The following is a 25,001-nucleotide window of genomic DNA, read 5'->3' on the forward strand; positions in this document are numbered from 1 at the left end:
CCTGTGTAAGCACTTGCCTCGATTCAGACCCCGCCGGACGCGTTGTACACGCGTCCGACGGGGTCTTGTTGTATCTTGTTGCTGTTCAACCTCTTATGGCCAACGTGTAAAACGGTGCTGTCGAACGCCTGCTGCGTGAGATTTTCTTTTCTGCTGACGCCGCGCCTCAGTGCACGGGCTGCATCGGGATCATCGGCGGCGACGGGGGGAGCATGGCCATCCGCGCCAGGAAGAGCGGATACGACGCGTTGTTGATGGCCAGCCGCGGCGCCGGCCTGGGCATCATCCGCGCGATGACGGCCTCGGTGGCCACCAGCCGCCGCTGGGTGTTGGGATGCGTGTCGAACCACTCCACCGTTTCGATATGCGGGTCCTGCCGCTCCTCCACCATCAACCCCTGGAAGAGGGAGAGCATCCCCCGCGGGTCCACCCCGGCGGCCAGCATGTACCGCACCGCCTCGCTGTCGGCCGCGGCCTCGTCGGCACGCGAGTGCCCGGCGCTCCAGAGCTGGTTCCCCAGCTGCAGCGCCTGCTGGTCGAGCAGCGGGTCGCGCCCCAGGATCGTCCGGTACAGCACCGTCGACATCGAGCTGGTGCGCATTTGCCGCTGCAGGTTCTTGGCGCCGTGCCTGAGCGCCACGTGCGCGATCTCGTGCGACAGAACGCCGGCCAGCTCGCTGACGTTGCGCGTGCGCGCGATCAGCCCGCGGTCGACGTAGACGTAGCCGCCGGGAAGCGCGAACGCGTTCACCGCGTCGGTGTCGACGATGTAGAAGTGGTAGCGCAGGTTGGGCCGCTCGCTGTGGCGCGCCAGCAGCTGGCCCAGGTCGTTGACGTACAGGTTGAGCGGAACGTCCTGCACCAGCGGCACGCGGGCGTTGATGTTGGCCGCGATCTGCGCGCCCAGCTGCTGCTCGCGCTGCTCGTTCACGCATCCCGCCAGCGCGGGAAGGGAGAGCAGCGCGAGCGCCGCCAGGCGGGCCCGCGTGCCGCCGGCGCGGGCACTCACCGCCGGTCCTGCGGGGCCGGGGTCAGCGAGCGCACGCGGGCGCGGAAGTTCTGGAACTCGCGGGTGTCCGTCACCAGCCGCGGGTTGTTGGCGCCCGGCGTCTGCGCGATCTCGGCGCGCGTGGCCGTCACCCGCTCCTGGCTGCCGGGGTGCGTGGCGAACCAGCTCTCGATCTTGCTGGGCTGGCTGCGCTCCAGCGACATCAGCTTCTCGAAGAAGAGGGGAAGCTGGTTGGGATTGTACCCGGCGCGCGTCATGAAGATGATGGCGTCGTGGTCGGCCTCGCGCTCGGCGTCGCGGCTGTAGCCGGCGAACACCGCGCCGCCGCCCACCTGGATCCCCGCCTGCTCCACGCCGCTGGGGTTGCGCCGCAGCAGCACGCCGTAGAGCACCGACAGCAGCGTGTTGGCGTTCTGCGCGCGCTGCATCTGGGTGATGGAGTGGCGCTCCACCACGTGCGCGATCTCGTGTCCCAGCACCCCCGCCAGCTGCGACACGTTGTCGGCCCGCTCGATCAGCCCGCGGTTCACGTACACGTAGCCGCCGGGGATGGAAAAGGCGTTGACAACGTCGGAGTTCACCACGTAAAACGTGTACGGGATCCCCCGCGGGTCGGCCTGCGCGGCGATCTGGCGGCCGAGCTGGTTGATGTACTGGTTGGTGTACGAGTCGCGCAGCAGCGGCAGCTGCTGGTTGACCTGCTGCGAGTACTGCGCGCCGATCTGCTGCTCCTGCTGCGTCGTTACCGCCGGGGCGCATCCGCCGGCCGTCGCGGCGCCGCCCAGCGCCAGCGCGAACGCGCCGGCCCTGAGGCTTGTAAGTCGAAGACTCATAACGCTCTCCATGGGCTGGGGGTTGTCCGTTCGGGGGGAAGGGAAAGGCAAGTTGCGGACCAGATGCCGACCACGCTGAGCCGCCGCGAGGAACGCCTGCTGCGCTCGCTGGCGGAGCGCAGGCACCGCGACGCCGAGGGGCTCTTCGTGGCCGAGGGCGTCCGCGCGGTCGAGGACCTGGCCGCGTCGCCGCTGCCGGTCCGCTTCGCCGTGGCCTCGTCCTCGCTGGAGGACACCCCCCGCGGCGCCGCGCTGCGCCGCATGCTGGCGGCGCAGGGCGTCGCGCTACGCGACACCGGCGACCGCGAGCTGCGCGCCCTGGCCGGCACCGAGCACCCGCAGGGGATCGTGGCCGTCGCCGAGATCCCGCGCTTTGGACTGGACGCGCTGCGGATGGGTGCCGAGCCCGCCGTGGTGCTGATGATGGACGCCGTGCAGGATCCCGGCAACTTCGGCACCCTCGTCCGCACCGCCGAGGCGCTCGGCGCCGTGGGGGTCATCGCCCTGCCGGGGACGGTGGACGCGTGGAACCCCAAGTCCGTGCGCGCCGCGATGGGCTCGTCCTTCCGCCTTCCCGTCGTCCCCGCCGGGTGGGACGAAGCGGTGCCGTGGCTCGCCGCGAAAGGGGTGACCGTGATCGCCTCCGTCGTCGGCGCGCCCCCGCTCCCCTCTCCCCCGCCCGCGCGCGCGGCGCTGGTGCTGGGGAACGAGGGCGCAGGGGTCGGAGACGCGACCCTGGCGCACGCGGATCTCCAGGCGGGGATCCCGCTCCGCGGGCGCGCGGAGTCGCTGAACGTGGGTGCGGCGGGGGCCATCCTCCTCCACGAATTGCTCAGGACCTGACCCGATAGATGCCGGACATCCTGCTGTGGGCCTACGCGGCCTTGCTGGGGGCGTGCGTGGGCTCGTTCCTCAACGTGTGCGTGTACCGCTGGCCCGCCGGCGAGTCGGTCGTCCGTCCGCGCTCGCGCTGCCCGGCGTGCGGGACGCCCATCCGCTGGCACGACAACCTGCCGGTCGTCGGCTGGCTTCTCCTGCGGGGAAAGTGCCGCGCGTGCGGCGAGCGCATCTCCATCCAGTACCCGCTGATCGAGCTCACGACGGCGTCGCTCTGGGTGGCGGCCGTCCTCCGCCACGGCTTCACCTGGCAGGCGCTGTCGTCGGCGCTCTTCTTCACGCTGCTGCTGGGGATCGCGCTGACCGACGCGCGCACCTACATCATCCCCGACCAGTTCACGCTCGGTGGGCTGGCGATCGGGCTGGCGCTCTCCTTCGCGCCGGGGGGGATCGACCCGCTGCAGTCGTTCCTGGGCGCGCTGCTCGGCTTCGTGCTGCTGTGGATCGTTATGGTGCTTGGTGAAGCCATCTTTCGGCAACCCGCGATGGGCGGCGGAGACGTCAAAATGATGGCAATGGTAGGCGCTTTCCTGGGTCCGCCCGGCGTGTTGCTGACGATCTTTTTGGGTGCGTTGTCCGGCAGTATTGTCTTCGGCCCAATCAGCCTGAAGACGAAGAAGCGCGTACCGTTTGGAATCTTTCTAGCGATCGGAGCTGGGATCTGTGAGCCTTGGGGACGTGCAATCATTGACTGGTATCTAACACATTTCGTCTACGTAAGATGAGCATTGAGGATTGATCGACGCCGGGATGCCAGTCACGCCACCTATAAGAAATACGAAGCGCCCGCCGGGATCGTCACCGACGGGCGCTTTTCATCTCCTGGTACGATTCTACCCCAGCGCGGGGGTGATGGCCGGGTCGACGGTGACGACCGGCGCGGCCGCCGCCGTGGGGACGGGCACGCCCGGCGTCACCAGCTCGCCGAGCGACTCGCGGCGCAGGTCGTCGACGTCCTCGGGCGACCAAGCCTTCAGCCGCGACACCTCCGAGCGGATCTCGGGGAAGGGCGAGTGCTCCACCTCCCAGCGCCGCTCGCGCGCGGCGAAGGCCACGCCCTTGGCCTCGTCCCACCGCTTCTGCTCGACGAACGCCAGGATCAGCGCCTCGTAGGCCAGCGGGTGCGGGTATTTGCGCAGTAGGTACTGCAGCCGCGGGATGGCCGCGCGGCGCGCCTCCGGGCTGCCGATGCCGATGCGCATCAGCTCGGCGGCCACGTCCTGGCGCCGGCGCAGCACGTTGGCCAGCTGGCCCGGATACGTCTCGGCGGTGAACTCGCCCAGCGCGTGCGCCGCCTCCTCGTCCTTCCCCAGCACGGAGTACACGAGCGACGCGACGGGCGGCGAGTCGCCCTCGTCGTCCACCGTGTCGGCCATCCGCTTCCGGATCCACTCCCGGAGTCCCATGTCGCCCTCGCGTGACAGGCGTTTCAACAGATGTTCTGCGGGAGCGAGAGGTAGCAAGGAGCGGGCCGGACGGGAGTGCTGGGTTCTGAGTGCTGAGTGCTGAGTGTCGGCTTTGGGTGGCGGTTGAAACCGCGGCAACAACCACACGAAGTCCGCCTTCGCGGACTACCGGCGACGGCTCGGTCGAGGGCTCGGCGCGCGCGACGGGCTTCCAACGAACAACCCTCCCCCGAGTCGGTTTTGGGGGGAGGGTCGCGCGAAGCGCGGGGTGGGGGGCGCGATGCCGCGGCCGCACGCTAGCCAGTCCCGCGGCTCGACGTCTCGTCCGCGAACGCACTCACGCACTCACGCACTTTCGCACTTTCGCACTTTCGCACTCACGCACTATTCCATGTCCACCTGCCGCACGTCCAGGATCTCGGGGAGGGCGGACAGCTGGTCGCAGACATCCTTCGGCATCGGGCCGTCGACGGTGATGGCGGCCAGCGCCTCGCCACCCACCTGCAGGCGCGCCTGGTGGTACTCGGCGATGTTCACCCCCGCCTCGCCCAGCAGCGTGCCCACGCGCCCGATCACACCGGGGACGTCGCGGTTGCGCAGCACCACCATGTTCCCGCGCGGCGCCACGTCCACGCGGAAGGCGCCGATGCGCACGATGCGGCCCTGCACGTCGCCCAGCATCGCGCCGCCCACGCGGATGCTGCGGTCGCCGCCCTCCAGCCGCAGCTCCACCTCCTCACCCACCTCGCCGGGGCCGTCCACCCGCGTGAACGCCGTCTCGATCCCCCGCTCGCTCGCCACATGATGGACGTTGACCAGGTTCACGTTGCGGTCGACGACGTCGCGCATCGCCCCCATCAGCGCGGCCAGGAGGAGCGGGCGCGGCGCCTGGTCGCGCTTCCCCGCGTAGCGCAGCTCCAGGCTGCTGAGCGGGCCGGGGAGGAGCGCGCGTCCCAGTCTCCCCAGGCGGTCCGCGAGGTTGAGGAGCGGGCGGAGATCGGCCCAGGCGGCGCCGCCCACGCCGGCCGCGTTGATGGCCGCGGACAGGTCGCCCGTGACCAGCGCGTCGCGGACGGCGGCGCACGCCTCGATGGCCACGCTGCGCTGCGCGTCGGACGTCGACGCGCCCAGGTGCGGGGTGAGGACGACGTTCTCCAGCCTGCGCAGCGGGCTGTCCGCGGCCAGCGGCTCGCCGGCGTAAACGTCCAGCGCGGCGCCGCCGATGCGGCCGGACTGCAGCGCCTCGACCAGCGCGTCCTCGGCTACGATCCCCCCGCGCGCCAGGTTCAGCACGAACGCGCCGCGCGGCAGCCGGGCCAGCTCCGCCGCGCCGATCATCCCCTTCGTCTCGGGCGTCAGCGGGGTGTGGACGGTGAGCACGTCGGCGCGCTCCACCAGGTCGCCCAGCCGCTCGGCGCGCTCCACGCCCAGCTCCTCGAAGCGCGCGTTCCCCACGTACGGGTCGTACGCCACCAGGTTCATCCCGAACGCGCGGCCGCGGCGCGCCACCTCGCTGCCGATCCGCCCCAGCCCCACGATCCCCAGCGTGCGCCCGCGGATCTCGATCCCCCCCAGCTTCGAGCGGTCCCACCGCCCCTCGCGCATCGACCGGTCGGCGTTGGTGATGTGACGCGCCAGGGAGATGACCACGCCGTAGAAGAGCTCGGCCACGGAGACGGTGTTCCCCCCCGGCGCGTTGATCACCGCGATCCCCAGCTGCGTGGCGGTGGGGATGTCGATGTTGTCCACGCCCACGCCGGCGCGGCCGATCACCTTCAGCCGCGTGCCGCGGCGCAGCAGGTCGCCGGTGACGCGGGTGGCGCTGCGGCCGATGAAGCCGTCGTACTCGCCGATCTCCTCCAGCACCTCGGCCAGCGGGCGCGTCGGCCTTTCGACGACCTCGATGCGCGGATCGCCGCGGAGGACGGCCAGCCCCTCGGGGTCCACCTCGTCGGTGACGAGCACGCGGAAGCGGTCCGTCATCCCAGCACCTCCTCGATCGCGCGCAGCAGCGCGTCCAGCTCGTCCACCGTGTGGTCTCCCATGTGCCCGATGCGGATCGTCCGTTCCTTCAGCGGCCCGTAGCCGCCACCGATCGTCCATCCTCCAGCCTTCAGCCGCGCCACGATCTCCGGCGCCGGCACGGGCCCGTCCACGCCGATGCAGGTGACCGTCGGCGAGCGGCACCCCTCCGGCGCGAAGAGCGAGAGCCCCCACGCGGGGCCGCGCTCCGCCACCCATTCCCAGGTGCGGCGCGCCATCCGCCAGTGCCGCTCCGCGCGCGCGTCCACCCCCTCGTCGCGGATGCGGCGGCACTGCTCGGCCAGCGCGTAGATGAGGGAGATGGCGGGCGTGTTCGGCGTCTGGTGCTTCTTCCAGAACTCGTCGAACTCGATCAGGTCGAAGTACTGCCCGCGCCCCGTCAGCGTCGCCGCCCGCGCCATCATCCGCGCCGACGCGGTGCCGAACGCGAGCCCCGGCGGCAGCGCCATCGCCTTCTGGCTGCCGGTGAGGACGAAATCCAGCCCCCACGCCTCCGACTCGACCACCGCGCCGCCGACGCTGGTGACGCCGTCGGCCAGGACGAGGATCTCCTCGCCGGTCTCGCGCTCCGCCCGCCGCACCGCCTCGGCGATCTCGAAGAGCGGGTCGAGCACGCCGGTCGCGGTCTCGGAGTGGACGACGGTGACCGCGTCGAAGCCGCCGGCGCGGAGACGCTCGAACACCTGGTCGGGGTCGTGGCAGCGCCCCATCGGCACCTCGTACGTCTCCACCTGGCGCCCGCAGTCGGCCACGAGGTCGCGGTAGCGGCGGGAGAACGCGCCGTTGACCAGGGAGAGCGCCTTCGCGCGCACGCCGTTGCGCACCGAGCCCTCCATCAGCCCGGTGGCGGAGGAGGAGGCGACGTAGACCGGGCGCGAGGTACGGAAGAGGTCGCGCAGCACGGGGTCGCATTCGGCCAGGATGCGCGACATCTCGCTGCCGCGGTGCCCGATCACCGGCCGCGTCATGGCCTGCAGCACCTCGGGGCGGACCTCGGTGGGTCCCGGGAGGAAGAATCGGCCGAAGTCGGTCATTCGAGAATCAAAGTGCCCAGTGCCCAGTGCCGAGTGCCCAGTGCCCAGTGCCCAGTAAGCTGTTCGGCTGTTCGGCTTGTGGCCGACATCCGCTCCGCGTGCGACGTCATCCTGAGGCCGGCCAGACCGAACCCGCGTCCGCGCCGTAAGTCGCAGGCCGAAGGATCTATCGCCAGTCGCCGCACGAACATCGCCGTCCCGCACCGTCGCCCGAACAGCGGTGGGGGGACGAAGATGAAGCCGCGGACCCGACATTCTGGCGCGGCGGCGGGGCGCGCGAAACCCGTATGACGGGCAGTCCGCCCCTACCCGAATTTCCGGGCGGGGCGGACCGGGATGCGTGGCCGACAGTCTACCGCGTGGCGTCCGCCACGGCGAGGGCCGCGTCGCCGCGCGCGAGCAGGTCCGCCCACTCGCTCGCCGCCAGCCGCGCGCGATCGGCCGCCGTGGCCGCGAGCGACAGCACCGGCGCCAGGCTCTCGCCGCGCAGCACGAAGTCCGCGCCGTCGACCGCCGCGGGACGGTGCACGACGGCGGTGTAGGCGGCGAACGCGTCGACGGCGGGGCGCGCCTCGCGGTCCGTCACCCCGTCGCCCACCAGCAGCGAGGGGCGGGGGAGATGCCACCCGCGGATGACCTCCGTCTTCCCCCCGCTCCGCGCCAGCGGCGACGCGGTGTCGAACCCCGCGTACGTGCCGTCGTCCGCGAACTCCATCCCCACGGCGGTGACGGCCTCGGCGGGGAGGCCGAGGGCGCGCGCGGCCGCCTCCACCGCCGGGCGCAGGCCGCCGGAGAGGATGCGCACCGTCTTCCCCAGCCACATGAGCGCGGCCACCACCTCGCGCGCGTCGGGCATCAGCGCGTCCACGTACGCCCGGCCGACCGCCTCCACCTGCGCGCGCGTGGGCCGGATGATCTCCAGCCGCCGCCCGTAGACGTCCTCGAGCGGCACCGCGCCCTGCATGGCCGCGTCCGTCAGCGCGGCGATCCGGTCGCGGAACGGCCCGGCCAGCTGGTCGATCCCCTCGATCCGCGCCAGCGTCGAGTCGCAGTCGAAGACGACGGAGGCGAAGCCGTGAGAAGCGATGGTCACGGCCTATTCCCGTGCCCGGACGGCGCGGTGACGAAGCGCGTCCCCGCCCGCGGGCAGGGACGAGTCCGGCCCTCTACGTCTCCGTTGCGCGACGCTGGGCCGCGGACTATTGATGCGCGGGGATCCGCACGACTTCGATGGCGATCACTTTCGACCGGAGCAGACACAATGTACACCATGACGATGGCCCAATGGAGCAAGTACACGGACTATCTGAAGGATGCGGGGATGGCGTACGACGGCAACCCCCTGAAGAACGACGTCTTCATCTACAAGCGAGGGGCGGAAGGAGGACGGGAGAACTTTCACGTTCACGAATTCAGCGAGCTCAATGGTAACGACATGAGGTTCACCAGCCTGCTTCCCAAGAGCGGGTCCTTCCGGTCCGGCGAGCAGGTCAACCTGGCCAACCACACGCTCGATACCTGGGGCGCCAAGGTAGCGGACATGGACACGAAGACGAAGGAGGCCGTCGCGGCGATGGCAGCCTGCTTCCAACGCGTGGGGGCGACGTACTCCGCCTAGGGCGCGACGCGGGCGCGCGGGGGACCGGCGCCGATCCGATCCCCTGCGCGCGCGGCGCCCGGGCGGGGGTGTCCGCTCGGACCGTCACCCCTCTCCCTCGATCCTCCCGCGCCCCGCCGGCAGCGCCAGCACGAAGCGCGAGCCCTTCCCCGGCTCCGAGCGCACGGTGATGTCGCCCCCCAGGCGCCGCGCCAGCTGACGGCTGAGCGCGAGCCCGATCCCCACCCCGCCGAAGCGCCGCGTGGCCGAGCCGTCGGCCTGGCGGAACTCGTCGAAGATCCGCTCCATTTCCTCCTCGGCCATCCCGATCCCCGTATCCTCCACCTCCCAGACGACGAGATGCCGCGCGTCGCCCGTGCGGCGCGCCTCGTCGCTCCACGGCGAGCCGCTGGCCATCCGCACCCGCAGCGTCACCGTCCCCTCGCGCGTGAACTTGCAGGCGTTGGAGACGAGATGGCGGAGGATGCGCAGCACGTGGCTGGGGTCCGTGCGCACGGGGACCGTCGCGTCCGGCGCCACCACGCGCACCTCCAGGTGCGGCGGCGGGGTGATGCCCGAGGTCGCCGCGCGCAGCAGGGCGACGGCGTCGCAGGTCTCGGGCTGCGGCTCCATCCGCCCCAGCTGCAGCGAGTTGAGGTCGAGCAGGTCTTCGATCAGCCGCAGCAGCTGCGTTCCCGCCTCCTCGATCCGCCCCACCTGCGCCGCCTGGTCGGGCGTCAGCCCGCCGCCGTCGCGCAGGAGGAAGGCGTAGCCCAGGATGGCGGTGAGCGGGGTGCGCAGCTCGTGCGAGACGTTGGCCAGCAGCTCGCCGCGCAGCCGCTTCGCCTCTTCCGCCTCGCGGAAGCGCGCCTCCAGCTCCACGTTCTGCAGCCGCAGCAGCGCATTGGCCCGCTGCAGGTCCTCGATCAGGTGCGCCTTCTCCGCCGTCGCGCTGAGCTGGTCGGCGACCAGGCGGAGGAGATGGCGGTCGTGCGGACGCGGCGCGCCGGCGTCGCGGAAGTAGAAGGTGATCGCCCCTTCCGGCCGGCCGTCCAGCTCCAGGGGGAGGGAGACGGACGCGGCGAAGCCCAGCTCGCGCGCCACCTCCCACCAGTCCTCCAGCGCCGGATCGGCGAACACGTCGTGCACTTCCACCACGCGGTCCTCGGCGACGGCTACTCCGGTGGGCCCGGCGCCCAGGCGCACGCGCATGTCGCCGAGGAAGGCGGCGTACTCGGGCGGCCAGTTCCAGGCGGCCTCCAGGCGCAGCATCGACCCCTCCTCGCGCAGGTACACCGACCCGAACGCGGCGCCCACCAGCGGCGAAACGCGTTCCAGCGCAAGACGATACACTTCGGTCGGGGAGGCGGCGGTCAGGAAGGCGTGCGCGATCTCGCGCGCAGCCTGCACCTCGCGCAGCAGGGTGTCGGCCGCGGGAAGCGGCGCCGCGACTGAATTTTCGGCCACTGGGCGTCTCTTGACGGGAGGGGAGGCGGCTCCTACTGTAGGTGCGAACGGCGTAGCCGTTTGTGGGATTTCGCCGATTTCCACCCTCTCTACAGGAGCTCCGCGGTGAACAAGTCCGAACTAGTCCAGGCCCTGGCGAGCCGTGCCGACCTGAGCCGCGCCGAGGCGTCTCGCGCCATCGATGCGCTGTTCTCGGTCGACAACGGCATCATCGCCTCGGAACTGCGCGGCGGCAGCAAGGTGCAGATCACCGGGTTTGGCAGCTTCGAGGCCAAGAAGCGCGAGGCTCGCAAGGGGCGCAACCCCCGCACGGGCAAGGAGATCAACATCGCCGCGTCGACCAGCCCCGTGTTCCGCGGCGGCAAGAGCCTGAAGGACTCGTTCGGGAGCGGGAGCTGATCCCCTCTCTCCCGGCAGCCCGGAGAGCCACGGCCACGGCCGTGGCTCTCTTCGCATCCGCACCCATGGCGCGCCGCAAGCGACCTCGCGAGCCCCACGCACGGGGGACGATCCACCCCCTCCTCGACCTGCACGGCCACACCGGTGGCGAGGCGCGGGTGCGGGCCGAGTCGTGGCTGCGCGCCCGCGCCGCCGCCGGCGACCGCACCGTGATCCTGGTCACCGGCCGCGGCAACCGCTCGCCCGGCCTCCCCGTCGTCCGCGGCGAGGTGGAGGATCTCCTCGCGTCCCTCGTCGGCGGGATCGTCGCCCGCTGGGAAGGGGTGGACGGCGGCGGGGGATTCCGCGTCGAGCTCCGCCCCGCCCCCGCCGCCTCGTCGCCGTCCGCCGACGCGGCGCTCCTGCGCGGTATGGCGCCCGACCTCCGCCGCCGGGCCGAGGAGGCGCTGATCGAGCTGGGGATCACCCCCACGCCCGCGCTGGTCCGCGCCGAGGCCCGCCGCATCGAGGAGGCGGAAGAGGGCTGAGCGTTTCGTCTTCCGGAACCGGCCGCGAAGCTAGCCCGCCCGTCGCCTCCCGCGCAAGCCGAAAATCGCCCCCGCGCGCCGCCGTCGCGCGTTTCTTGCGGCAGGCTGGCGGCGTACCCGCATCCTTCCAAAAACCTTGTCAGGGGGATGCCGGTGCGTAGCTTGGATGCCGCGTCCCTTCACATCGTCGGCCGCCCGGAGCCGCGGGGCTTCCGCGCCCACAACGGAGGTTCGTCATGGGGATCCTCGATCGTGCGATCTCGGTGTTCCGCCCCGACCCCTCTCCTCCCATCGCCGCCCCGCGCGGGCTGGCGCGCGATGAGGTGGAGCGCCGTCTGGCGGGCGAAGACCGCTCGCTGGCCGGGCTGGACCTGACCGGCGCCGACCTGTCGGGGATGGACCTGGAGGGCGCCAACCTGAGCGGCGCCAAGCTCCGCGACGCGAACCTGACGAAGGCGAACCTGACCGGGGCGAACCTGACCGGGGCGCTCCTCTGCAACGCCGACCTCACCGGCGCCACGCTCGAGAACGCCACGCTGCGCGACGCCAACTGCGTGCGCACGGGCGCCTTCAGCCCGCCCACGCTGGCCGAGGCGAACCTGTCCGGCGCCGACCTCACCGGCGCCGAGTTGACGCGCGCGAACCTGCACCGCGCCACGCTCACGGGCGCCATCCTCGACGAGGCGGGGCTGAACCATGCCGACCTGCGCGGCGTGCACGCGGGCGGGGCGCGCTTCCGCGGCGCCAACCTGCGCCACGCGCAGCTCGACGAGGCCACGCTCTCCGGCGCCAACCTCGACGAGGCCGACCTGGTGCGCGCCGCCTGCCGCGGCGCCAACTTCAGCGGGGCGTCGCTGGTGCGCGCGAACCTGGCCGGGGCGGTGCTCGAAGGCGCCGACCTCTCCAGCGCCGTCCTCCGCGACGCGCAGCTGGACGGCGTGGTGGTGCGCGGCGCCTCCCTGCGCGGCGCCTCGTTCGCCGGCGCGGACCTGGACGGCATCTCGCTCGACGGCGCCGATGTCGAGGGCGCCGACTTCACCGGCAGCTACAACTACCGCGCGCCGGCCGTGACCTGACGCCGGGCTCCGCATCACTCCCCGACTTCCCCCGCCGGCGCTTGCCGACGGGGGATTTTTTCTCACGCAGAGTCAGCAGAGTCAGCAGAGAACTGCAGCTTCCTCACGGAGTCACCTGCGCCCGCGAGCCGTGGCCGATCACCGCGCCGCCCAGCCTCGCGCTGTTTGCGAGGCTTCCCATCTCCTGTAGCCGCGGCTTCAGCCGCCTGTCAGCGATCCCCAAAGGGGTTGACATCTTCTCTCTACACTCGTAGTACTACAGATGTAGATAAACACTTCACCGCGGGAGCCGCATGACCGACGCACCCGAGCTCACCGATCTCCAGCTAGCCGTCCTCCGCGTCCTGTGGGATCGCGGCGAGGCGACGGTGCAGGAGATCCATGCCGCGTTGCTCGACGAGCGTGGCTTGGCGCCGACGACTGTCGCGACGCTGCTGACGCGGCTGGAGCGGCGCGGCGTGGTGGCGCGGCGGGCGGACGGGCGCGTGCACCGCTACCGGGCGCGCGTCACCGAGCCCGAGGTGCGGCGCAGCATGGTCGGCGGCCTCGCGGCGCGGCTGTTCGGCGGCGACGTGACCGCGCTGGTGAGCCACCTGCTCGGCGGCGACGAGGTGGGCGCGGAGGACCTGGAGCGCATCAGGGCGCTCGTGGAACAGCGGGAACGCGAGCTCAAGGAGGGGCAGGATGGGTGAGCCCGGATCGGCGTACTCGACGTTCGTGGACGCGGCGGCCGCGTGGCTGCTGGCGTACGGCATCCACTCCACCGTGCTGCTCGGTGCGGCGTGGCTGGCCTCGCGCGGCCGCCGCGTGGGCGAGGGCGCGCGGGAGATGCTGTGGAAGCTCGCCCTCGCCGGCGCGCTGGCGACGACGACGATCGCGCAGCTGCGTCCCAGCATCGCCGCGCCGCACGTCTCGTCGTCGGCGGCGATGGTATCGCGATCGCCGGCGATCCCGATCTCCATCCCGCGAGCCGGGCGTCCTGTCGCCGATGCCATCATCCCCCGTCGATCGAGCGGTTTGGGGGGATGGAGATGGACGGAGATGGTGGTGCTGGCGTGGCTGGCGGGCGCGGGGATCGCGCTGGCGCGGTTCGGGGCGGGATGGCTGCGCTTCACGCGGCGGCTCGCGAGGACGTGGGTGGGTGACGGCGATCCGCTCGCGATCGCGCTGCGCGAGGTGTGCGCGGCGGCCGGGGTGCGCCGCCGCATCCGGCTGACCAGCTCGGCCGCGCTCGCGTCGCCCGTGGCCGTGCTGCGCGGCGAGATCTGCGTCCCGCGCGCGGCGGCCGCGCGGCTCGACGACGAGCAGCGGCGGGCGATGCTGGCGCACGAGGTCGCGCACCTGCTGCGCGGCGACCCGCTCTGGCTGTGGGCGGCGTCGGCGCTGGCGGGCGTGTTCTGGTTCCAGCCGCTGCTCCGCCTGTGCGTCCGCCGCCTCCGCGAGTCCGCCGAGTACCAGTGCGACGCGTGGGCGGCGCGGCACACCGGCGCGTTCGCGCTGGCGCGCTGCCTGGCCGAGGTCGCGTCGTGGCCCGCCGCCCGCGCGCCCCTGGCCGCCGCGGCGATCTCGGGCGGCGGCGCCAGCCTGGTGCGGCGCGTGGAGCGGCTGCTGGACCGCGCGCCCGAGCCGCGCGGCGTGCGCCGCTGGGCCGTCGCGGCGCTCCTGGGCGTGGCCGCGGTGGCGGCTTGGATGCCCGGCGTTTCCGCGGGTCCCGCCGTCGCCCAATCTCCCGCGCGGCAGGAGTCGTTCGCGGCGCGCTTCGGCATCTCCACCGCGCTGGCGGACGCGGTGCAGCGCGCGGCGCGGAGCGAGGGCGTGGACGCGGAGCTCGCGTTCCGGCTGGTGCACACGGAGAGCCGCTTCGACGAGCGGAAGGCGGGGCCGGGCGGGATCGGGCTGACGCAGATCATCCTGCCGACCGCGCGCTCGCTGCAGCCCGGCATCACCCGCGGCCAGCTGTTCGAGCGCGACACCAACCTGCGGCTGGGGCTGCGCTACCTGCACCGGATGCTCGTCCGCTACCCGGGCAACGTCACCCGTGCGGTGCAGGCCTACTACGAGGGTCCGCGCCAGATCGACCGCGACGGCCCCGAGGCGGACACCCGCGCCTACGCCGCCGCGCTGCTCGGCCCCGTCGCGGGTCTCCCGGCGTACCGCGGCCCGGGTGTGGGACGATGACCGCGCGGCGCATGCTGGCCGGCGCGATCCTGGCCGCGGCGACCACCGCCGCGGCCTGCGATCCGCCGATGGTCTCGCCGCCGTTCCGCGATCCGACGCCCGCGCGCGTCACGGTCGGCGACCTCGCGCGGCTGCGGTGGATCGTGGGCGATTGGCGGGGGACGGGGGCACACCAGGCGCCGTTCTACGAGCGCTACCGCTTCGAGGACGATTCGACGCTGGTGGTGGAGTCGTTCGCCGACTCGACCTTCGCGCGGGCGACGGAGGCGACGCGGTTCGCGCTGCGCGGCGGCCGCCTGGGCCCGGACGAGCGGACGGCTGCGTCGCGGATCGACGCGCGCTCGGTGACCTTCGCGCCGCAGCGGCCGGGCCCGAACTGGTACCAGTTCCGCTACGTGAACCGCGACGCGTGGACGGCGGTGCTCTGGTACCCCGCGACGCAGGCCCGCCCCGAGCGCACCGTCATCTACGACATGCGCCGGGTGCGGTGAGGAAGTGCTGAGTGCTGAGTGCTGAGTTGGGCTGACGCTCGTCGCGAGCACCGAACTCCCCGGCTGAGCCGAAGCCTGTAGTCCGCGAAGGCGGACTTCGTGTGGTTGTTGCTGCGAATTTATTCGCCCGGTTCCCCTCGCCGCGGCACCGGCTCCATCTCCCGAAAACCTGGAAGCCCGCCCGGCAGCGCGCCGGACGGGCTTCGTCGTCTTGCGGATGGAGATCGCGGTTCAGGTCTGGAAGCCGCTCACCAGCTCGCGCATGCGCTCGGCGCTGTGGAGGAGCTCCATGCTGCTGGCCGACATCTCCTGCGTGGCGGCGCTCTGCTCCTCGGCGGCGGCGCTGACCTCCTCGGCGCTGGCGGCGTGGCTCTCGCTGGTGCCGCTGACCTCCGCCACCGCCATCTCCACCCCCTCCATCGCCGCGCCGTTGCGCGTCACCGCGTCCTCCACCTGGTCGGCCGCCATCCGCACTCCGTCGACCGCGGCCAGGATCTGCTCCAGCGCGGCGTCGGCGCCCTTCGACACGTGCTCCACGTCGGCCACCTTCTCCTGCCCGCGCGACATGGTGCCCACCACGCCCTCGATGCGGCTGCGGATGGCGTGCACGTTCTGCGCGACCTCCTGCGCCGCGCGCGCCGAGCCTTCCGCCAGCTTCCGCACCTCCTCGGCGACCACCGCGAAGCCGCGCCCGTGCTCGCCGGCGCGCGCCGCCTCGATGGCCGCGTTCAGCGCCAGCAGGTTGGTCTGCCGCGCGATGCCGGTGATGGTCTCGACGAAGCGGTCGATCTGCAGCGAGGTCTGCTCCAGCTCGGTCACCTGGTTGGCGCTGGCCTGCACCACGTCGCGGATCTCCACCAGCCGCGCCAGCGCCGTCGACACCTCCTGCCGCGAGCGCGTGGCCGTCTCGAAGATCTGCTGCGTGAGCGAGCTCACCATCCGCGCCGCGTTCGACATCTCCTGCGTGCGGTGCTTCATCTCGTCCAGCGCCTCCTGCGTGGCCTGCAGGCCGTGGCTCTGGCTTTCCGCGCCGCTGGCGATTCCCACCATCGCCGTCGCCACCTCGCCCGACGACGCGGCGACCTCCTCGGAGATGGAGGAGAGGTCCGACGCGAAGGTGGAGATGCGCTCGGCCGTCGACACCGTTTCGCTCACGATGTTGCGCAGCTGCCCCGCCATCCCGCTGAACGCGCCCGCCAGCGAGGCGAACTCGCCGGTCATGTTGCCGTTCAGGCTCACCCGCAGGTCGCCCTCGCCCAGCCGTTCGGCCGCCGTCACCAGCTCGTTCAGCGGCCGGGTGATGCTGCGGATGGTGGTGAAGACGAGCCCGGCGGCGATCAGCGCGGCGATCACGCCGATGGCGACGAGGCCCAGCTCCGTGTTCCGCGCCCGCTCGCGCAGCTGGGCCGACGCCGTGGCCACCTTCTCGGCCTGCGCCGCGCTGATCTTGCGGATCTCCTGCTGCAGCTCCTGCGTCTGCGGGCGGATGGCCGCCACCCGGCCGAGCGCGCCTTCGGTGTCGCCGATGTCGCGCTGCGCGTGCGCCAGCGCGTACTCCACCTCGATGCGCGAGTGCAGCCCCTCGACCTTCACGATCTCCTGCTGCTCGGCGGGCGTCAGGTCCTGCAGGTCCTTGTACTGGCGCCGCTGCTCGTGCGCCTGCCGGCCCAGGCTGCTGAACTGCTCGGCGATCTGCGGGCTGGGCGTCACCAGGTAGCGCTCGCCGGCGGCGATCTGGTTCAGGATCAGCGACTCCAGCGAGCTGCCGATCTCCGTCGACCGCCGCAGGCTCTGCAGCCGCTCGTCCATGCGCCGGGTCAGCCCGCTCACCGTCAGCAGGCTCCCCAGGGCGCCAAGGGTGATCAGCAGCACCAGGAACGCGCCGCCCCAGATCAGGCGGTCCCGGATCGACCGGAAGAAGCCGGGCCGGGTAATCGTGCTCATCGAGAGACCTTGTTGAGCTGGATGGTTCCGTTCTGGATGACGCCCACGGCGAACGCCTTCTGCTCGGGGTCGCCGTTGCGGTCGAAGCGGATCTCGCCCGTGGCGCCCTGGAACGGCGGCGCGCCGCCCTGCTGCCCGAGCGTGTGGAGATAGCGCTGGATCCCTTCGCGCGTGGGGCCGTTGGCCGCGGCCGCCGCGGCCAGCAGCTTCACCGCGTCGTACGCCGCCGCCGCGAAGGGGTCGGGGTCGCTCCCGTACGCCTGCCGGTACGCCGCGGCGAAGGCCTGCGCGCGGTCGCTCGCGGCGGGGTGGTAGAGCAGGCCCACGAGCGTTCCCTCGTACGTCGCGCCCTGCGTGGCCAGCGGCACGAGCCCGTCGCCGCCGATGAAGCGCGCCGCGAGGCCCAGCTGCCGCGCCTGGGTGATGATGCGCGCGCCGGCCGCGTCGAGCCCGGCGATGAACACCACCTGCACCCCGCGGCCCTGCATCCGCTTCAGGTACGGGCCGAAGTCCGCCGTCGAGTCGCTGAACGGGTCGTACTCGGCCACGCGCCCGCCGCCCTTCTCCAGTGCGTCGCGGAAGCTTCCCGCCAGCCCGCGGCCGTAGTCGTCGTTGGTGTACATGATGGCCACCGTCGGCGCCAGCTGCCGCGCCGTGGCGGCCAGCGCCACGGCGTTGGCCGAGTCCGACGAGGCCACGCGGTAGGTCCAGTCGCCCAGCCGGCTGACGGCGGGGGACGTCGCCGTCGTCGCCAGCCCGGGGAGCGCGCCCTTCACGCTGTCGGACTGGCCGTTGTAGATCGGCGCCGCGGCGATCGTGGTCCCCGAGTTCACCGGCCCCGCCAGGGCGACGACGTTCGCGTCGCGCACCAGGTCGGCGGCAATGGAGATGGCGGTGTGCGCGTCGGCGTCGTCGTCCTTCTGCACCAGCACCAGCGTGCGCCCGCCGATGCCGCCCCGCGCGTTGATCTCCTTCACCGCCAGCTCGGCGCCCTGCCGCGTGGCGATGCCGTACGCCTGCTTCAGCGGCCCCGCCAGCGCGAACGTCACCTGCCCGCCGCCTCCGCCGCGGCACGAAGCCACGGCAAGGACCAGCAGGGGCGCCGCCAGCGCAGCGCGATGGCGTGCCGGGTGCCGCGGGCGTGCCGCGCGGCCAGAGGGCGGGTGGGGCATGTCGGGGCCGGGAAGCCGGGGAAGGTGAGAACGTCGCATACTACGGGCGCTGTCGGGGAGTTGTCAACGTCGCCGGGTGTTTCCAGCGGACGGATTTGTCACGCGCGCGGGCCGCTTCGCTCGTGCGCGGGGCACGGCACGCGAGCGGCATCGCCGTCCTGCGATTTCGGGGAGAGCGGGCACTGGAAGGAGTGACCGGTCGGGAATGCTACGGCGGCGAGGGGTGTCCTGTCAACGCCTTGCCGGAGCGCAGGTTGCGCGCGTCCGTCCGCCGCGCACGTTTCGGCCAAGACGTACGGATCGGTGCGCCACCGTGTCCCTCTGCCGAATCAAGTGTTTCTCGCAGAACGGCGCCGCCCGTGCTTCCACGCGCGAACTGCCGGCACGCTCTTCCCGCCGCGCTTCAATCTCCCATCCCCCTCGATACGGAATTGGGGAATCGGTCGATGCGGCGGGACCGATCCCACGCTGACGTCATCCTGAGGCCGGCCAGACCGTAACCAGCGTCTGCGCAAGCGCTTGCAGGCCGAAGGATCTATCATCTCGTCAGCACGAGAATGGGTTGGACGCACCAATACTTCCCCGGACGTGGTACAAACGGCGAAAGCCCCGCCGGGCTGGCAGAGCTTTCGTGTTTCGAGAGATGGAGATCGGCCGGTCAGGCGTACTTCCACAGCTCGTCGGGGTCGAGCGCGGCGGCCAGCACCAGCTTGTTCCACTGCTCGTCGTCGCCGGGGAGGGTGTCGCCGGCGGCCGGCGGGGAGCACCGGCTGTCGAGACTCCGACACAGGTTGCCCGCGGGCCCGTCCCGGCGGCCGGGGGGCTGCCGCCGGAACGGGGTCACGCCGCCCGCCGGCCACCGGTGTGGCGCCCGGCGGAGCGGAAAGGTCACGGGTTGATGGGACTGCCCTTCGCGTTCAGCGGGCACCCGGCGTTGTTGTACGCGTCGAGCTGCCCCGCCAGGGCGATCAGCGTGGCGCGGTCCTTCGTGGCCAGCGCCGCGTTCACCTGCGAGGTGACGTCGCCCACGCTCAGCGCGTAGCCGAACTTGCTGGCGTTCAGGTACGCCGCCGTCGCCGCGCGCAGCAGGATCTCCGCGCCGCCCTCCACCGTCGAGTTGCCCTGGAAGGCCAGGCCCTGCAGCAGCGTGTACTGGCCGAGCGTCTTCCCGTTCAGCAGGTACGGCGGGTTCAGCGTGGAGTTCGGGAAGGGCGAGCTCTCCAGCGTGCCCGTGGGCACCGGCCACCCCGCCGTGTTGTTCTTCCAGTACCCCGGTGTGCAGCCGCACACGTAGCTCACGTCCACGCCCCAGCTGTCCGACCCGTTCGCCTCGGTGCCGGAGAGCGACGCCGTGTTCGGGTAGTTGTACGTCTTCCCGCAGTCGCCGATGCGGCCGGGGCCGAAGGTGCGGCCGTAGGTGAAGGTCTTCGGCGAGTCGCCCACGCACACCTGCCCCAGCGCGCCCGCGAAGGTGTCCGACGCGTTGATGCACTTGTCCACTTCCGAGTTCGGCGCCGACGCGTCGAACGAGAAGCCGGCGGTGCCGGTGAACTCCAGGTCGCTGCCGCCCTGCGGGTCGGCGACGAAGGCCTTCGCCGTGTTGCCATACCCCGTGCCGAACGCCACCGGCGGCTGCGCCAGCGCCTGCGTGTAGGTGCAGGTCAGCGTGTCGCCCACGTGGTGCAGGGTCACGGGGAGCGCGCAGTCCACCTGGTCGGCCGGGCCGAAGTCGGTCACGTCCGTCACGCTGGTGATGGTGGCGTCGACCTCCTTCTGGTTGGTGATGGTGATGGTGCCGCTCACCGAGAAGTTGCGGTCCACGCTGCCGGTGTTCGTCACCACCACCGAGTAGTTCACCGTCTTCGACTGCCCCGGCGCGAGGGTGACGGTCGAGGCGTCGGCGCTCTTGTCGACGCTCCAGCGGTACGCGCGCTCGTACCAGCTGTCCGCCGTCTTGGTGACCGCCACCTCGGGGAGGTCGACGACCGCCGGCTTCACCTTGAAGTTGTCGGTCTTGGTGTTGCCGCCCGAGAAGTCGGACGCGCGGCTGACCCACACCTTGTACTCGCCGCCCGCGTTGTCGGTGTCGTCATACCCCGCGTCGCCGGGCGAGCTGGCCTTGTGGACCACCGCGGCCAGCTGGTAGCACACCTGGAACTCGCCGCCGACCACGTGGACCGGCTGCGGCGTGGCCGTTCCCACGCTGGTGCCCAGCAGGGTGCCGCTGGGCGTGGTCACCTGGATGTAGTAGTCGCCGTCCGGCAGCCCGGCGGCGCCGGGGTGCGCGGGGCCGCCGTCCACGTACACGTCGGCCTTGTTGGCGTAGATGTTCAGGTCCGTCCCGTCGCACGCGGCGCCGGTGGTGAAGATGGCGCCCGAGGTGCCGCCGCCCGCCGCGCGCGGCTGCTGCACGCTGGAGAGCGTGGGCGATCCGCCGGGGTCGGCGCACGCCGCGGCGATGGCCACCGCCAGGGCGGCCGGGAGGTAGAGCCGGTGCTTCATGGGTGTGTCTCCTTCGACAGGAACCGGCGCGGGGCCGGCGGTGAGGCTTCTTCGGCAGCCCGGCCGTCTCGGTGAGAGACCCGTGGCTTTGCGGACCGGCCTCGCGGCCGGGGTGCCCTTGTCGGAAGGAGGAGCGAGGAGGCTCGAATCGCGCCGGTGGGGACGGGAAGCTGCCTCGAGAGGCCGGCACGGTGGCGCCGGGTGAATCAGCGCCGAGAGGATTGCTGGTGGGTCAGCGTGCCGGTTCGGCCATTCGGGGGTGGCAACGGCCATGCCACGCCTGCTGCTACGGATACTCGAATAAATGCGTGGATTTACAACGATTTATCTGCTACACAACGATGGGTGCCAATGGGTTCGTTGCGTGCCACACGCAGGAGTGTTGCGTCCGTGCAACAGCGATTCGATGGAAAAGAACACCGGGGCCCCGCCGCGACGGGGTCCCGGTCGATCTATCTCTAGTCAGGATACTGGATCAGGCACCGAAGCTGAACGCGCAGGGGGTGGCCTGCACGAAGCTCAGGTTGTTGTTCGCCTTGTCGAGCGCGTTCTTCAGCGCCTCCTGGTACGCGCGGAACGGGCTCCCGTCCGTGGTGACGCCGTGCAGCCCGAGCTCCGTGTCCGCCTCGGCCATCACCGCGCTCACCGTGGCGAAGCCGAGCGAGTTGGCGCTGGTCGCCCCCGGCGCGTAGATCAGCGACGAGCCGGCCACCTTGCCGTTGAAGACGTTCAGCTCCATCGCCGCCAGCTGCGCGGAGAGCATGTACGCCATGTTGGTGGCGGTGGCGCCCAGGATCCAGGTGCGGAACGACGCGTACGTGCCCGGATCGAAGCCCGCGCCCGCGGCGTTGCGGAGATTGAGCGCGGAGAGCATGGCCAGGTCGGTGCCGTCCATCAGCGCCTGGCCGTTCTTGTTCGACCAGAAGCCCAGCGTCAGCCCGCCCCCGGCGCCCACGCACAGGTTGCCGAACGTCACCGTCCGGTCGTCACCCGCGGCCAGCGTCACCGCCACGGGGTTGGCCGTGGTGGCCAGCCAGTTCGTCTCGACGGGCGCCGATTCGGTCACCGTGTAGTCGTCCGGCGCCACCTGCATGTCCACCGGCGTGTAGTGGATCTCGTCGAACCCGTCGGCGATGCGCATCCGCCAGCCGATGATGGGCTGCCCGTCGTCGTCGATCCCGTTGGCGTTGGCGTCGTAGAACTTGCGCACGCGCAGCCAGGTCGGCAGCGGCTGCGGCTCATCCTCCTTCACCTTGAAGTTGTCCGTCTTCGTGGAGCTGTTGGTGAAGGTGTTGTCGGTGCTCACCCACACCTTGTACTCGCCGCCGGGGTTGTCGGTCGGGTCGAACCCCTGCGTGCTCGCGGGCGTGATCAGCGAGTTCCACAGGTTGATGCAGCTCACCACGCCGCCGGTCACCGTGAACGGCGTCTCGTCGGCCGCGCCCACGCTGGTGCCCAGCAGCAGGGCGCCGGACGGGTTGGTCACGCGCACGTAATAGGCGCCGTCGGGAAGCGTGGCGGCGCCCGGGTGCGTGGGGCCGCCGTCCAGCCACACGTCGTGGCGGTCGCCGTAGATGTTGAGGTCGGTGCCGTTGCACGCCACGTCGGTGGTGAAGATGGCGCCGCTGAGCGCCGAGCCGACGACGGCGGCGGGCGGCGCGGGCGCGTTCGCCGGCGCCGTGGGCGATCCGCCGTCGGAGCACGCCGCGGCCGCCGCCACGACGGCCAGGGGGATGATGTTGCCGAGTCTCATTGTGGGGCTCTCCTTCGACAGTGCCGGCAGGGTGCCGGCGGTGTGCTTCTTCGGTAGCCCGGCCGTCTGCGCGAGACCCGTGGCTTTGCGGACCGACCTCGCGGCCGGGGTGCTATTGTCGGAAGGAGGGGGCGGGCGGGGTGTCCGTCCCGATCTGTGGGCCCGTCCGTGACGTCGTCGGTGGGTTACGTGGCGGCCTTCGGTGCAGTCCGCCTCGCCAGGCGCTCGCGGGCGCCGTCGGGCGAGGATGCGCCTTTCCCTGGATTCACGCGCGGTCGTGAAGATGAAGATCGAGAGAGGGGAGCCGCGCCGAATGCGGTTCGATCGAAACCGTGGGAATCAGGGGGAGCGGAGCATGAATCGCTGCGCACGAAGGCCGCGCCGCCGCGGCGGGCGGACTGTAAAGGAGCAATCGCTGTTCCGGACGTGAAGCAGGGGTAGTAAAACCTAAATTGCCTAATCACAATGACTTAGCAGAATCTAAGCTTGTCCTGAAAAGTGGCGTGTGGGTATCGTGCCACGGGATTGGGGAATGGGTGTCCCACCCGCGCCACACGGTCTCCTCATCGGCAAGAGAAACAAATCACGCGTTCTCAGCGGGACAATTCAGAATAATTTGAGCGCGCTTCCGAGTCCGCCGCGCCCGGATGACGACGGAGTTATGCTGCCCCGGTGGGCGCCGGACGTTTTCTCCGTCCCCCTGCGCGCTTAACTTCGGCGTGATCCCGTCATTCTCACGCGACCACGGCGGCGGAATGGGCGAGCGGCCCTCGTTCACCCGGCGGTTCCTCGATCACCTCCCCTCGCTCGGCATCGGCGAGGGGGCGCACGTGCTCGTCGCGCTCTCGGGCGGCGCGGATTCCGTCGTCCTCCTGCATCTCCTCCGCTTTGCCGCGCGGGAGATGGGGATCGCCGTCTCCGCCGCGCACTTCGACCACGCCATGCGGCCGGAGAGCGAGCGCGACGCGCGCTGGGTGGCGGGCCTCTGCCGCGCGTGGGACGTCTCCCTCGTCACCGACCGCAGCCATCGCAGCCTGAGGACGGAGGAGGAGGCGCGGGACGCGCGCCACGCCTTCCTTCGCGACGCGCGCGAGCGGGCGGGCGCGGAGTGGATCGCCACCGCGCACCATGCGGACGACCAGGCGGAGACCGTGCTCTTCCGCGTGCTGCGGGGGACGGGGATCGCCGGGCTGGCGGGGATCGCGCCAGTGGATGAAGCGCGGAGACTCATCCGCCCGCTCCTTCCCTTCTGGCGCGCGGAGCTGCGGCGCTACGCCCGCGAGCACCGCCTGCGCTGGCGCGAAGACCCCACCAACGCCGTCGCCGATCCGGCGCGCAACCGCATTCGCCTGGAACTGCTGCCGGCCATCGAGCGCACGATCGCGCCCGGCGCGCGGCGCGGACTCGTGCGCCTGGCCGAGCTCGCGCGCGAAGACGAAGTGGCGTGGGAGGCGCTCCTCGCGGCCGAGGCGGAGGGGCTGGCGAGGGAGGAGGAAGGGGCCATCGTCCTTGTCCGGGAACGCTTTGCGGGTTATGATTCGGCCGTGGCCGCACGGCTGCTGCGCGGCCTGCTGCGCCGGCTGGGGACGGTCCCCGACAGGGACGGAACCCGGTCGGCGCTCCGGTTTATCCGAACCGCCCCGAGCGGACGGGAGCTGGTGCTCCCCGGCGGGGTGCGCATCACCACCGAGTTCGGCGCCGCCCGCATCGAGCGCACCGGCGCCGCCCCCCCTCCGGACCTCCCCCTGCTCATCGACGCACCGGGAGGGTCCGGCACCTGCCGCATCGGCGGGCGCGAGCGCCGGGTGGCCTGGTGGACGGGCGACGACGGGCAGGGCGCGGGGGGATGCGCGGTGACGCTGGCCGCCGGCGAGGTGGCGCTCCCGCTCCTGCTGCGCGGGCGCCTTCCCGGCGACCGGGTGCGGACCCCGGCCGGCGGGCGCACGCTCAAGCGGCTGCTGATCGACCGCCGCGTGCCGCGGAGCGCCCGCGCGCGCGTGCCCGTGCTGGCGGACGCCGAGGGACGGGTGGTGTGGGTGCCGGGGCTCGCGCAGTGCGTGCGCGCGCCCTCGCCCGGAGAGCCGGGACTGACCGTCGAGATCACGGATGCCTGATTCGGTTACTACGCTGCGACGCACGGGCGGGCGCGAGCTGGCCCGCATCGTCTACGACGAAGACACCATCGCGGCGCGCGTGGCCGAGATGGGGCACGACATCTCCGAGAGCTATCCCGACGACGAGCCGCTGCTGGTGCTGGGGCTGCTGAAGGGCTCGTTCATCTTCCTCAGCGACCTGGTGCGCCACATCCACCGGCTCATGCACGTGGACTTCATCGTGGCCAGCAGCTACGGGAGCGGCACCACCACCTCGGGCACCGTCAACCTCCTCTACGACCCCTCCATCTCGCTGGAAGGCAAGCACATCGTGCTGGTGGAGGACATCGTGGACAGCGGGACGACGCTGTCGCGGCTGGTGCCCATGCTCGAGGAGCGGGGACCCTTGTCGCTCGAGATCTGTACTCTTCTGCATAAGCACGTGGCCGCCAACCTCATCCGCGAGCCGAAGTGGGTGGGGTTCGACGCGCCCAACGAGTTCCTGATCGGCTACGGTCTGGACCACTCCGAAGATTTCCGCAACCTGCCGTTCATCGGGAGCCTCTAAGGCTCCCCTGAG

At 71.7% G+C, this 25,001-nt stretch carries 23 protein-coding genes and 2 riboswitches; of the genes, 11 read left to right on the forward strand and 12 right to left on the reverse strand.

Annotation, left to right across the window (positions count from 1 at the left end):
* Nucleotides 1–166: 166 nt before the first annotated feature.
* Both VF092_20145 and VF092_20150 read right to left on the reverse strand, forming a co-directional pair.
* Nucleotides 167–1,009, reverse strand: coding sequence for a M48 family metalloprotease (locus tag VF092_20145; GenBank protein HEX6749614.1), 843 nt, complete (start codon nucleotides 1,007–1,009; stop codon nucleotides 167–169).
* Entirely contained in the window at nucleotides 1,006–1,842 is an 837-nt protein-coding gene (locus VF092_20150) for a M48 family metallopeptidase (protein ID HEX6749615.1), read from the reverse strand. Before VF092_20150 ends, VF092_20145 begins: the two co-directional genes overlap by 4 nt.
* 63 nt (nucleotides 1,843–1,905) lie before the next feature.
* Here VF092_20150 and VF092_20155 point away from each other — a divergent pair, with 63 nt between their 5' ends.
* Both VF092_20155 and VF092_20160 read left to right on the forward strand, forming a co-directional pair.
* Nucleotides 1,906–2,685 (forward strand): RNA methyltransferase, encoded by a 780-nt coding sequence (locus tag VF092_20155; protein ID HEX6749616.1) that lies wholly within the window; start codon nucleotides 1,906–1,908, stop codon nucleotides 2,683–2,685.
* A gap of 8 nt (nucleotides 2,686–2,693) precedes the next feature.
* Nucleotides 2,694–3,464 (forward strand): prepilin peptidase, encoded by a 771-nt coding sequence (locus tag VF092_20160; GenBank protein ID HEX6749617.1) that lies wholly within the window; start codon nucleotides 2,694–2,696, stop codon nucleotides 3,462–3,464.
* Between the two features lie 108 nt (nucleotides 3,465–3,572).
* Here VF092_20160 and VF092_20165 read toward each other — a convergent pair whose 3' ends face one another.
* From VF092_20165 to VF092_20180, 4 genes are all read right to left on the reverse strand, one after another.
* The gene (locus tag VF092_20165; protein ID HEX6749618.1) at nucleotides 3,573–4,172 is read right to left on the reverse strand and encodes a hypothetical protein; all 600 of its coding nucleotides are present in this window, start codon (nucleotides 4,170–4,172) and stop codon (nucleotides 3,573–3,575) included.
* 357 nt (nucleotides 4,173–4,529) lie between these two features.
* A complete protein-coding gene (serA, locus tag VF092_20170) occupies nucleotides 4,530–6,128 on the reverse strand; it encodes a phosphoglycerate dehydrogenase (protein HEX6749619.1) in 1,599 nt (532 codons plus the stop codon).
* Nucleotides 6,125–7,222: an aminotransferase class V-fold PLP-dependent enzyme gene (locus tag VF092_20175; protein ID HEX6749620.1), complete on the reverse strand. Its 1,098-nt coding sequence runs from the start codon at nucleotides 7,220–7,222 to the stop codon at nucleotides 6,125–6,127. The genes serA and VF092_20175 overlap by 4 nt, the downstream gene beginning before the upstream one ends.
* Nucleotides 7,223–7,574: 352 nt before the next feature.
* Complete coding sequence (locus VF092_20180) at nucleotides 7,575–8,315, reverse strand: HAD-IB family phosphatase (protein ID HEX6749621.1); 741 nt, start codon at nucleotides 8,313–8,315, stop codon at nucleotides 7,575–7,577.
* A 168-nt stretch (nucleotides 8,316–8,483) separates the two neighbouring features.
* Between VF092_20180 and VF092_20185 the strand changes: the two genes are divergently transcribed.
* Nucleotides 8,484–8,840: a hypothetical protein gene (locus VF092_20185; GenBank protein HEX6749622.1), complete on the forward strand. Its 357-nt coding sequence runs from the start codon at nucleotides 8,484–8,486 to the stop codon at nucleotides 8,838–8,840.
* Between the two features lie 84 nt (nucleotides 8,841–8,924).
* On the opposite strand, the gene VF092_20190 is transcribed toward VF092_20185, so the two are convergent.
* Nucleotides 8,925–10,286, reverse strand: coding sequence for a GAF domain-containing sensor histidine kinase (locus VF092_20190; protein HEX6749623.1), 1,362 nt, complete (start codon nucleotides 10,284–10,286; stop codon nucleotides 8,925–8,927).
* 105 nt (nucleotides 10,287–10,391) lie between these two features.
* On the opposite strand from VF092_20190, the gene VF092_20195 reads away from it, so the two are divergent.
* From VF092_20195 to VF092_20220, 6 genes are all read left to right on the forward strand, one after another.
* Complete coding sequence (locus tag VF092_20195) at nucleotides 10,392–10,685, forward strand: HU family DNA-binding protein (GenBank protein HEX6749624.1); 294 nt, start codon at nucleotides 10,392–10,394, stop codon at nucleotides 10,683–10,685.
* Between the two features lie 65 nt (nucleotides 10,686–10,750).
* Nucleotides 10,751–11,212 (forward strand): Smr/MutS family protein, encoded by a 462-nt coding sequence (locus VF092_20200; protein ID HEX6749625.1) that lies wholly within the window; start codon nucleotides 10,751–10,753, stop codon nucleotides 11,210–11,212.
* Between the two features lie 236 nt (nucleotides 11,213–11,448).
* Nucleotides 11,449–12,288 carry a pentapeptide repeat-containing protein gene (locus VF092_20205; protein HEX6749626.1) on the forward strand — a complete coding sequence of 280 codons (840 nt, stop codon included), beginning with the start codon at nucleotides 11,449–11,451 and terminating at the stop codon, nucleotides 12,286–12,288.
* 293 nt (nucleotides 12,289–12,581) lie between these two features.
* Nucleotides 12,582–12,980 carry a BlaI/MecI/CopY family transcriptional regulator gene (locus VF092_20210; GenBank protein HEX6749627.1) on the forward strand — a complete coding sequence of 133 codons (399 nt, stop codon included), beginning with the start codon at nucleotides 12,582–12,584 and terminating at the stop codon, nucleotides 12,978–12,980.
* Complete coding sequence (locus VF092_20215; protein HEX6749628.1) at nucleotides 12,973–14,466, forward strand: M56 family metallopeptidase; 1,494 nt, start codon at nucleotides 12,973–12,975, stop codon at nucleotides 14,464–14,466. Before VF092_20210 ends, VF092_20215 begins: the two co-directional genes overlap by 8 nt.
* Nucleotides 14,463–14,957 carry a hypothetical protein gene (locus tag VF092_20220; GenBank protein HEX6749629.1) on the forward strand — a complete coding sequence of 165 codons (495 nt, stop codon included), beginning with the start codon at nucleotides 14,463–14,465 and terminating at the stop codon, nucleotides 14,955–14,957. The genes VF092_20215 and VF092_20220 overlap by 4 nt, the downstream gene beginning before the upstream one ends.
* 231 nt (nucleotides 14,958–15,188) lie before the next feature.
* On the opposite strand, the gene VF092_20225 is transcribed toward VF092_20220, so the two are convergent.
* From VF092_20225 to VF092_20245, 5 genes are all read right to left on the reverse strand, one after another.
* The gene (locus tag VF092_20225; GenBank protein ID HEX6749630.1) at nucleotides 15,189–16,901 is read right to left on the reverse strand and encodes a methyl-accepting chemotaxis protein; all 1,713 of its coding nucleotides are present in this window, start codon (nucleotides 16,899–16,901) and stop codon (nucleotides 15,189–15,191) included.
* Nucleotides 16,898–17,983, reverse strand: a complete 1,086-nt coding sequence (locus VF092_20230; protein HEX6749631.1) for a branched-chain amino acid ABC transporter substrate-binding protein — start codon at nucleotides 17,981–17,983, stop codon at nucleotides 16,898–16,900. Before VF092_20230 ends, VF092_20225 begins: the two co-directional genes overlap by 4 nt.
* Nucleotides 17,984–18,731: 748 nt before the next feature.
* Nucleotides 18,732–18,917: a hypothetical protein gene (locus tag VF092_20235; GenBank protein ID HEX6749632.1), complete on the reverse strand. Its 186-nt coding sequence runs from the start codon at nucleotides 18,915–18,917 to the stop codon at nucleotides 18,732–18,734.
* A gap of 44 nt (nucleotides 18,918–18,961) precedes the next feature.
* Nucleotides 18,962–20,575, reverse strand: coding sequence for a hypothetical protein (locus VF092_20240; protein HEX6749633.1), 1,614 nt, complete (start codon nucleotides 20,573–20,575; stop codon nucleotides 18,962–18,964).
* A 50-nt stretch (nucleotides 20,576–20,625) separates the two neighbouring features.
* Nucleotides 20,626–20,702: riboswitch (cyclic di-GMP riboswitch) on the reverse strand.
* Nucleotides 20,703–21,050: 348 nt separating this feature from the next.
* Complete coding sequence (locus tag VF092_20245; protein HEX6749634.1) at nucleotides 21,051–22,328, reverse strand: hypothetical protein; 1,278 nt, start codon at nucleotides 22,326–22,328, stop codon at nucleotides 21,051–21,053.
* A 49-nt stretch (nucleotides 22,329–22,377) separates the two neighbouring features.
* Nucleotides 22,378–22,452, reverse strand: a riboswitch (cyclic di-GMP riboswitch).
* A gap of 631 nt (nucleotides 22,453–23,083) precedes the next feature.
* On the opposite strand from VF092_20245, the gene tilS reads away from it, so the two are divergent.
* Together tilS and hpt are read left to right on the forward strand one after the other, a co-directional pair.
* Nucleotides 23,084–24,442 (forward strand): tRNA lysidine(34) synthetase TilS, encoded by a 1,359-nt coding sequence (gene tilS / locus VF092_20250; protein HEX6749635.1) that lies wholly within the window; start codon nucleotides 23,084–23,086, stop codon nucleotides 24,440–24,442.
* Nucleotides 24,435–24,989 carry a hypoxanthine phosphoribosyltransferase gene (gene hpt, locus VF092_20255; protein HEX6749636.1) on the forward strand — a complete coding sequence of 185 codons (555 nt, stop codon included), beginning with the start codon at nucleotides 24,435–24,437 and terminating at the stop codon, nucleotides 24,987–24,989. The genes tilS and hpt overlap by 8 nt, the downstream gene beginning before the upstream one ends.
* Nucleotides 24,990–25,001 lie beyond the last annotated feature (12 nt).

Source organism: Longimicrobium sp. (assembly GCA_036377595.1).
In the GTDB taxonomy this organism is placed as follows: Bacteria; Gemmatimonadota; Gemmatimonadetes; order Longimicrobiales; family Longimicrobiaceae; genus Longimicrobium.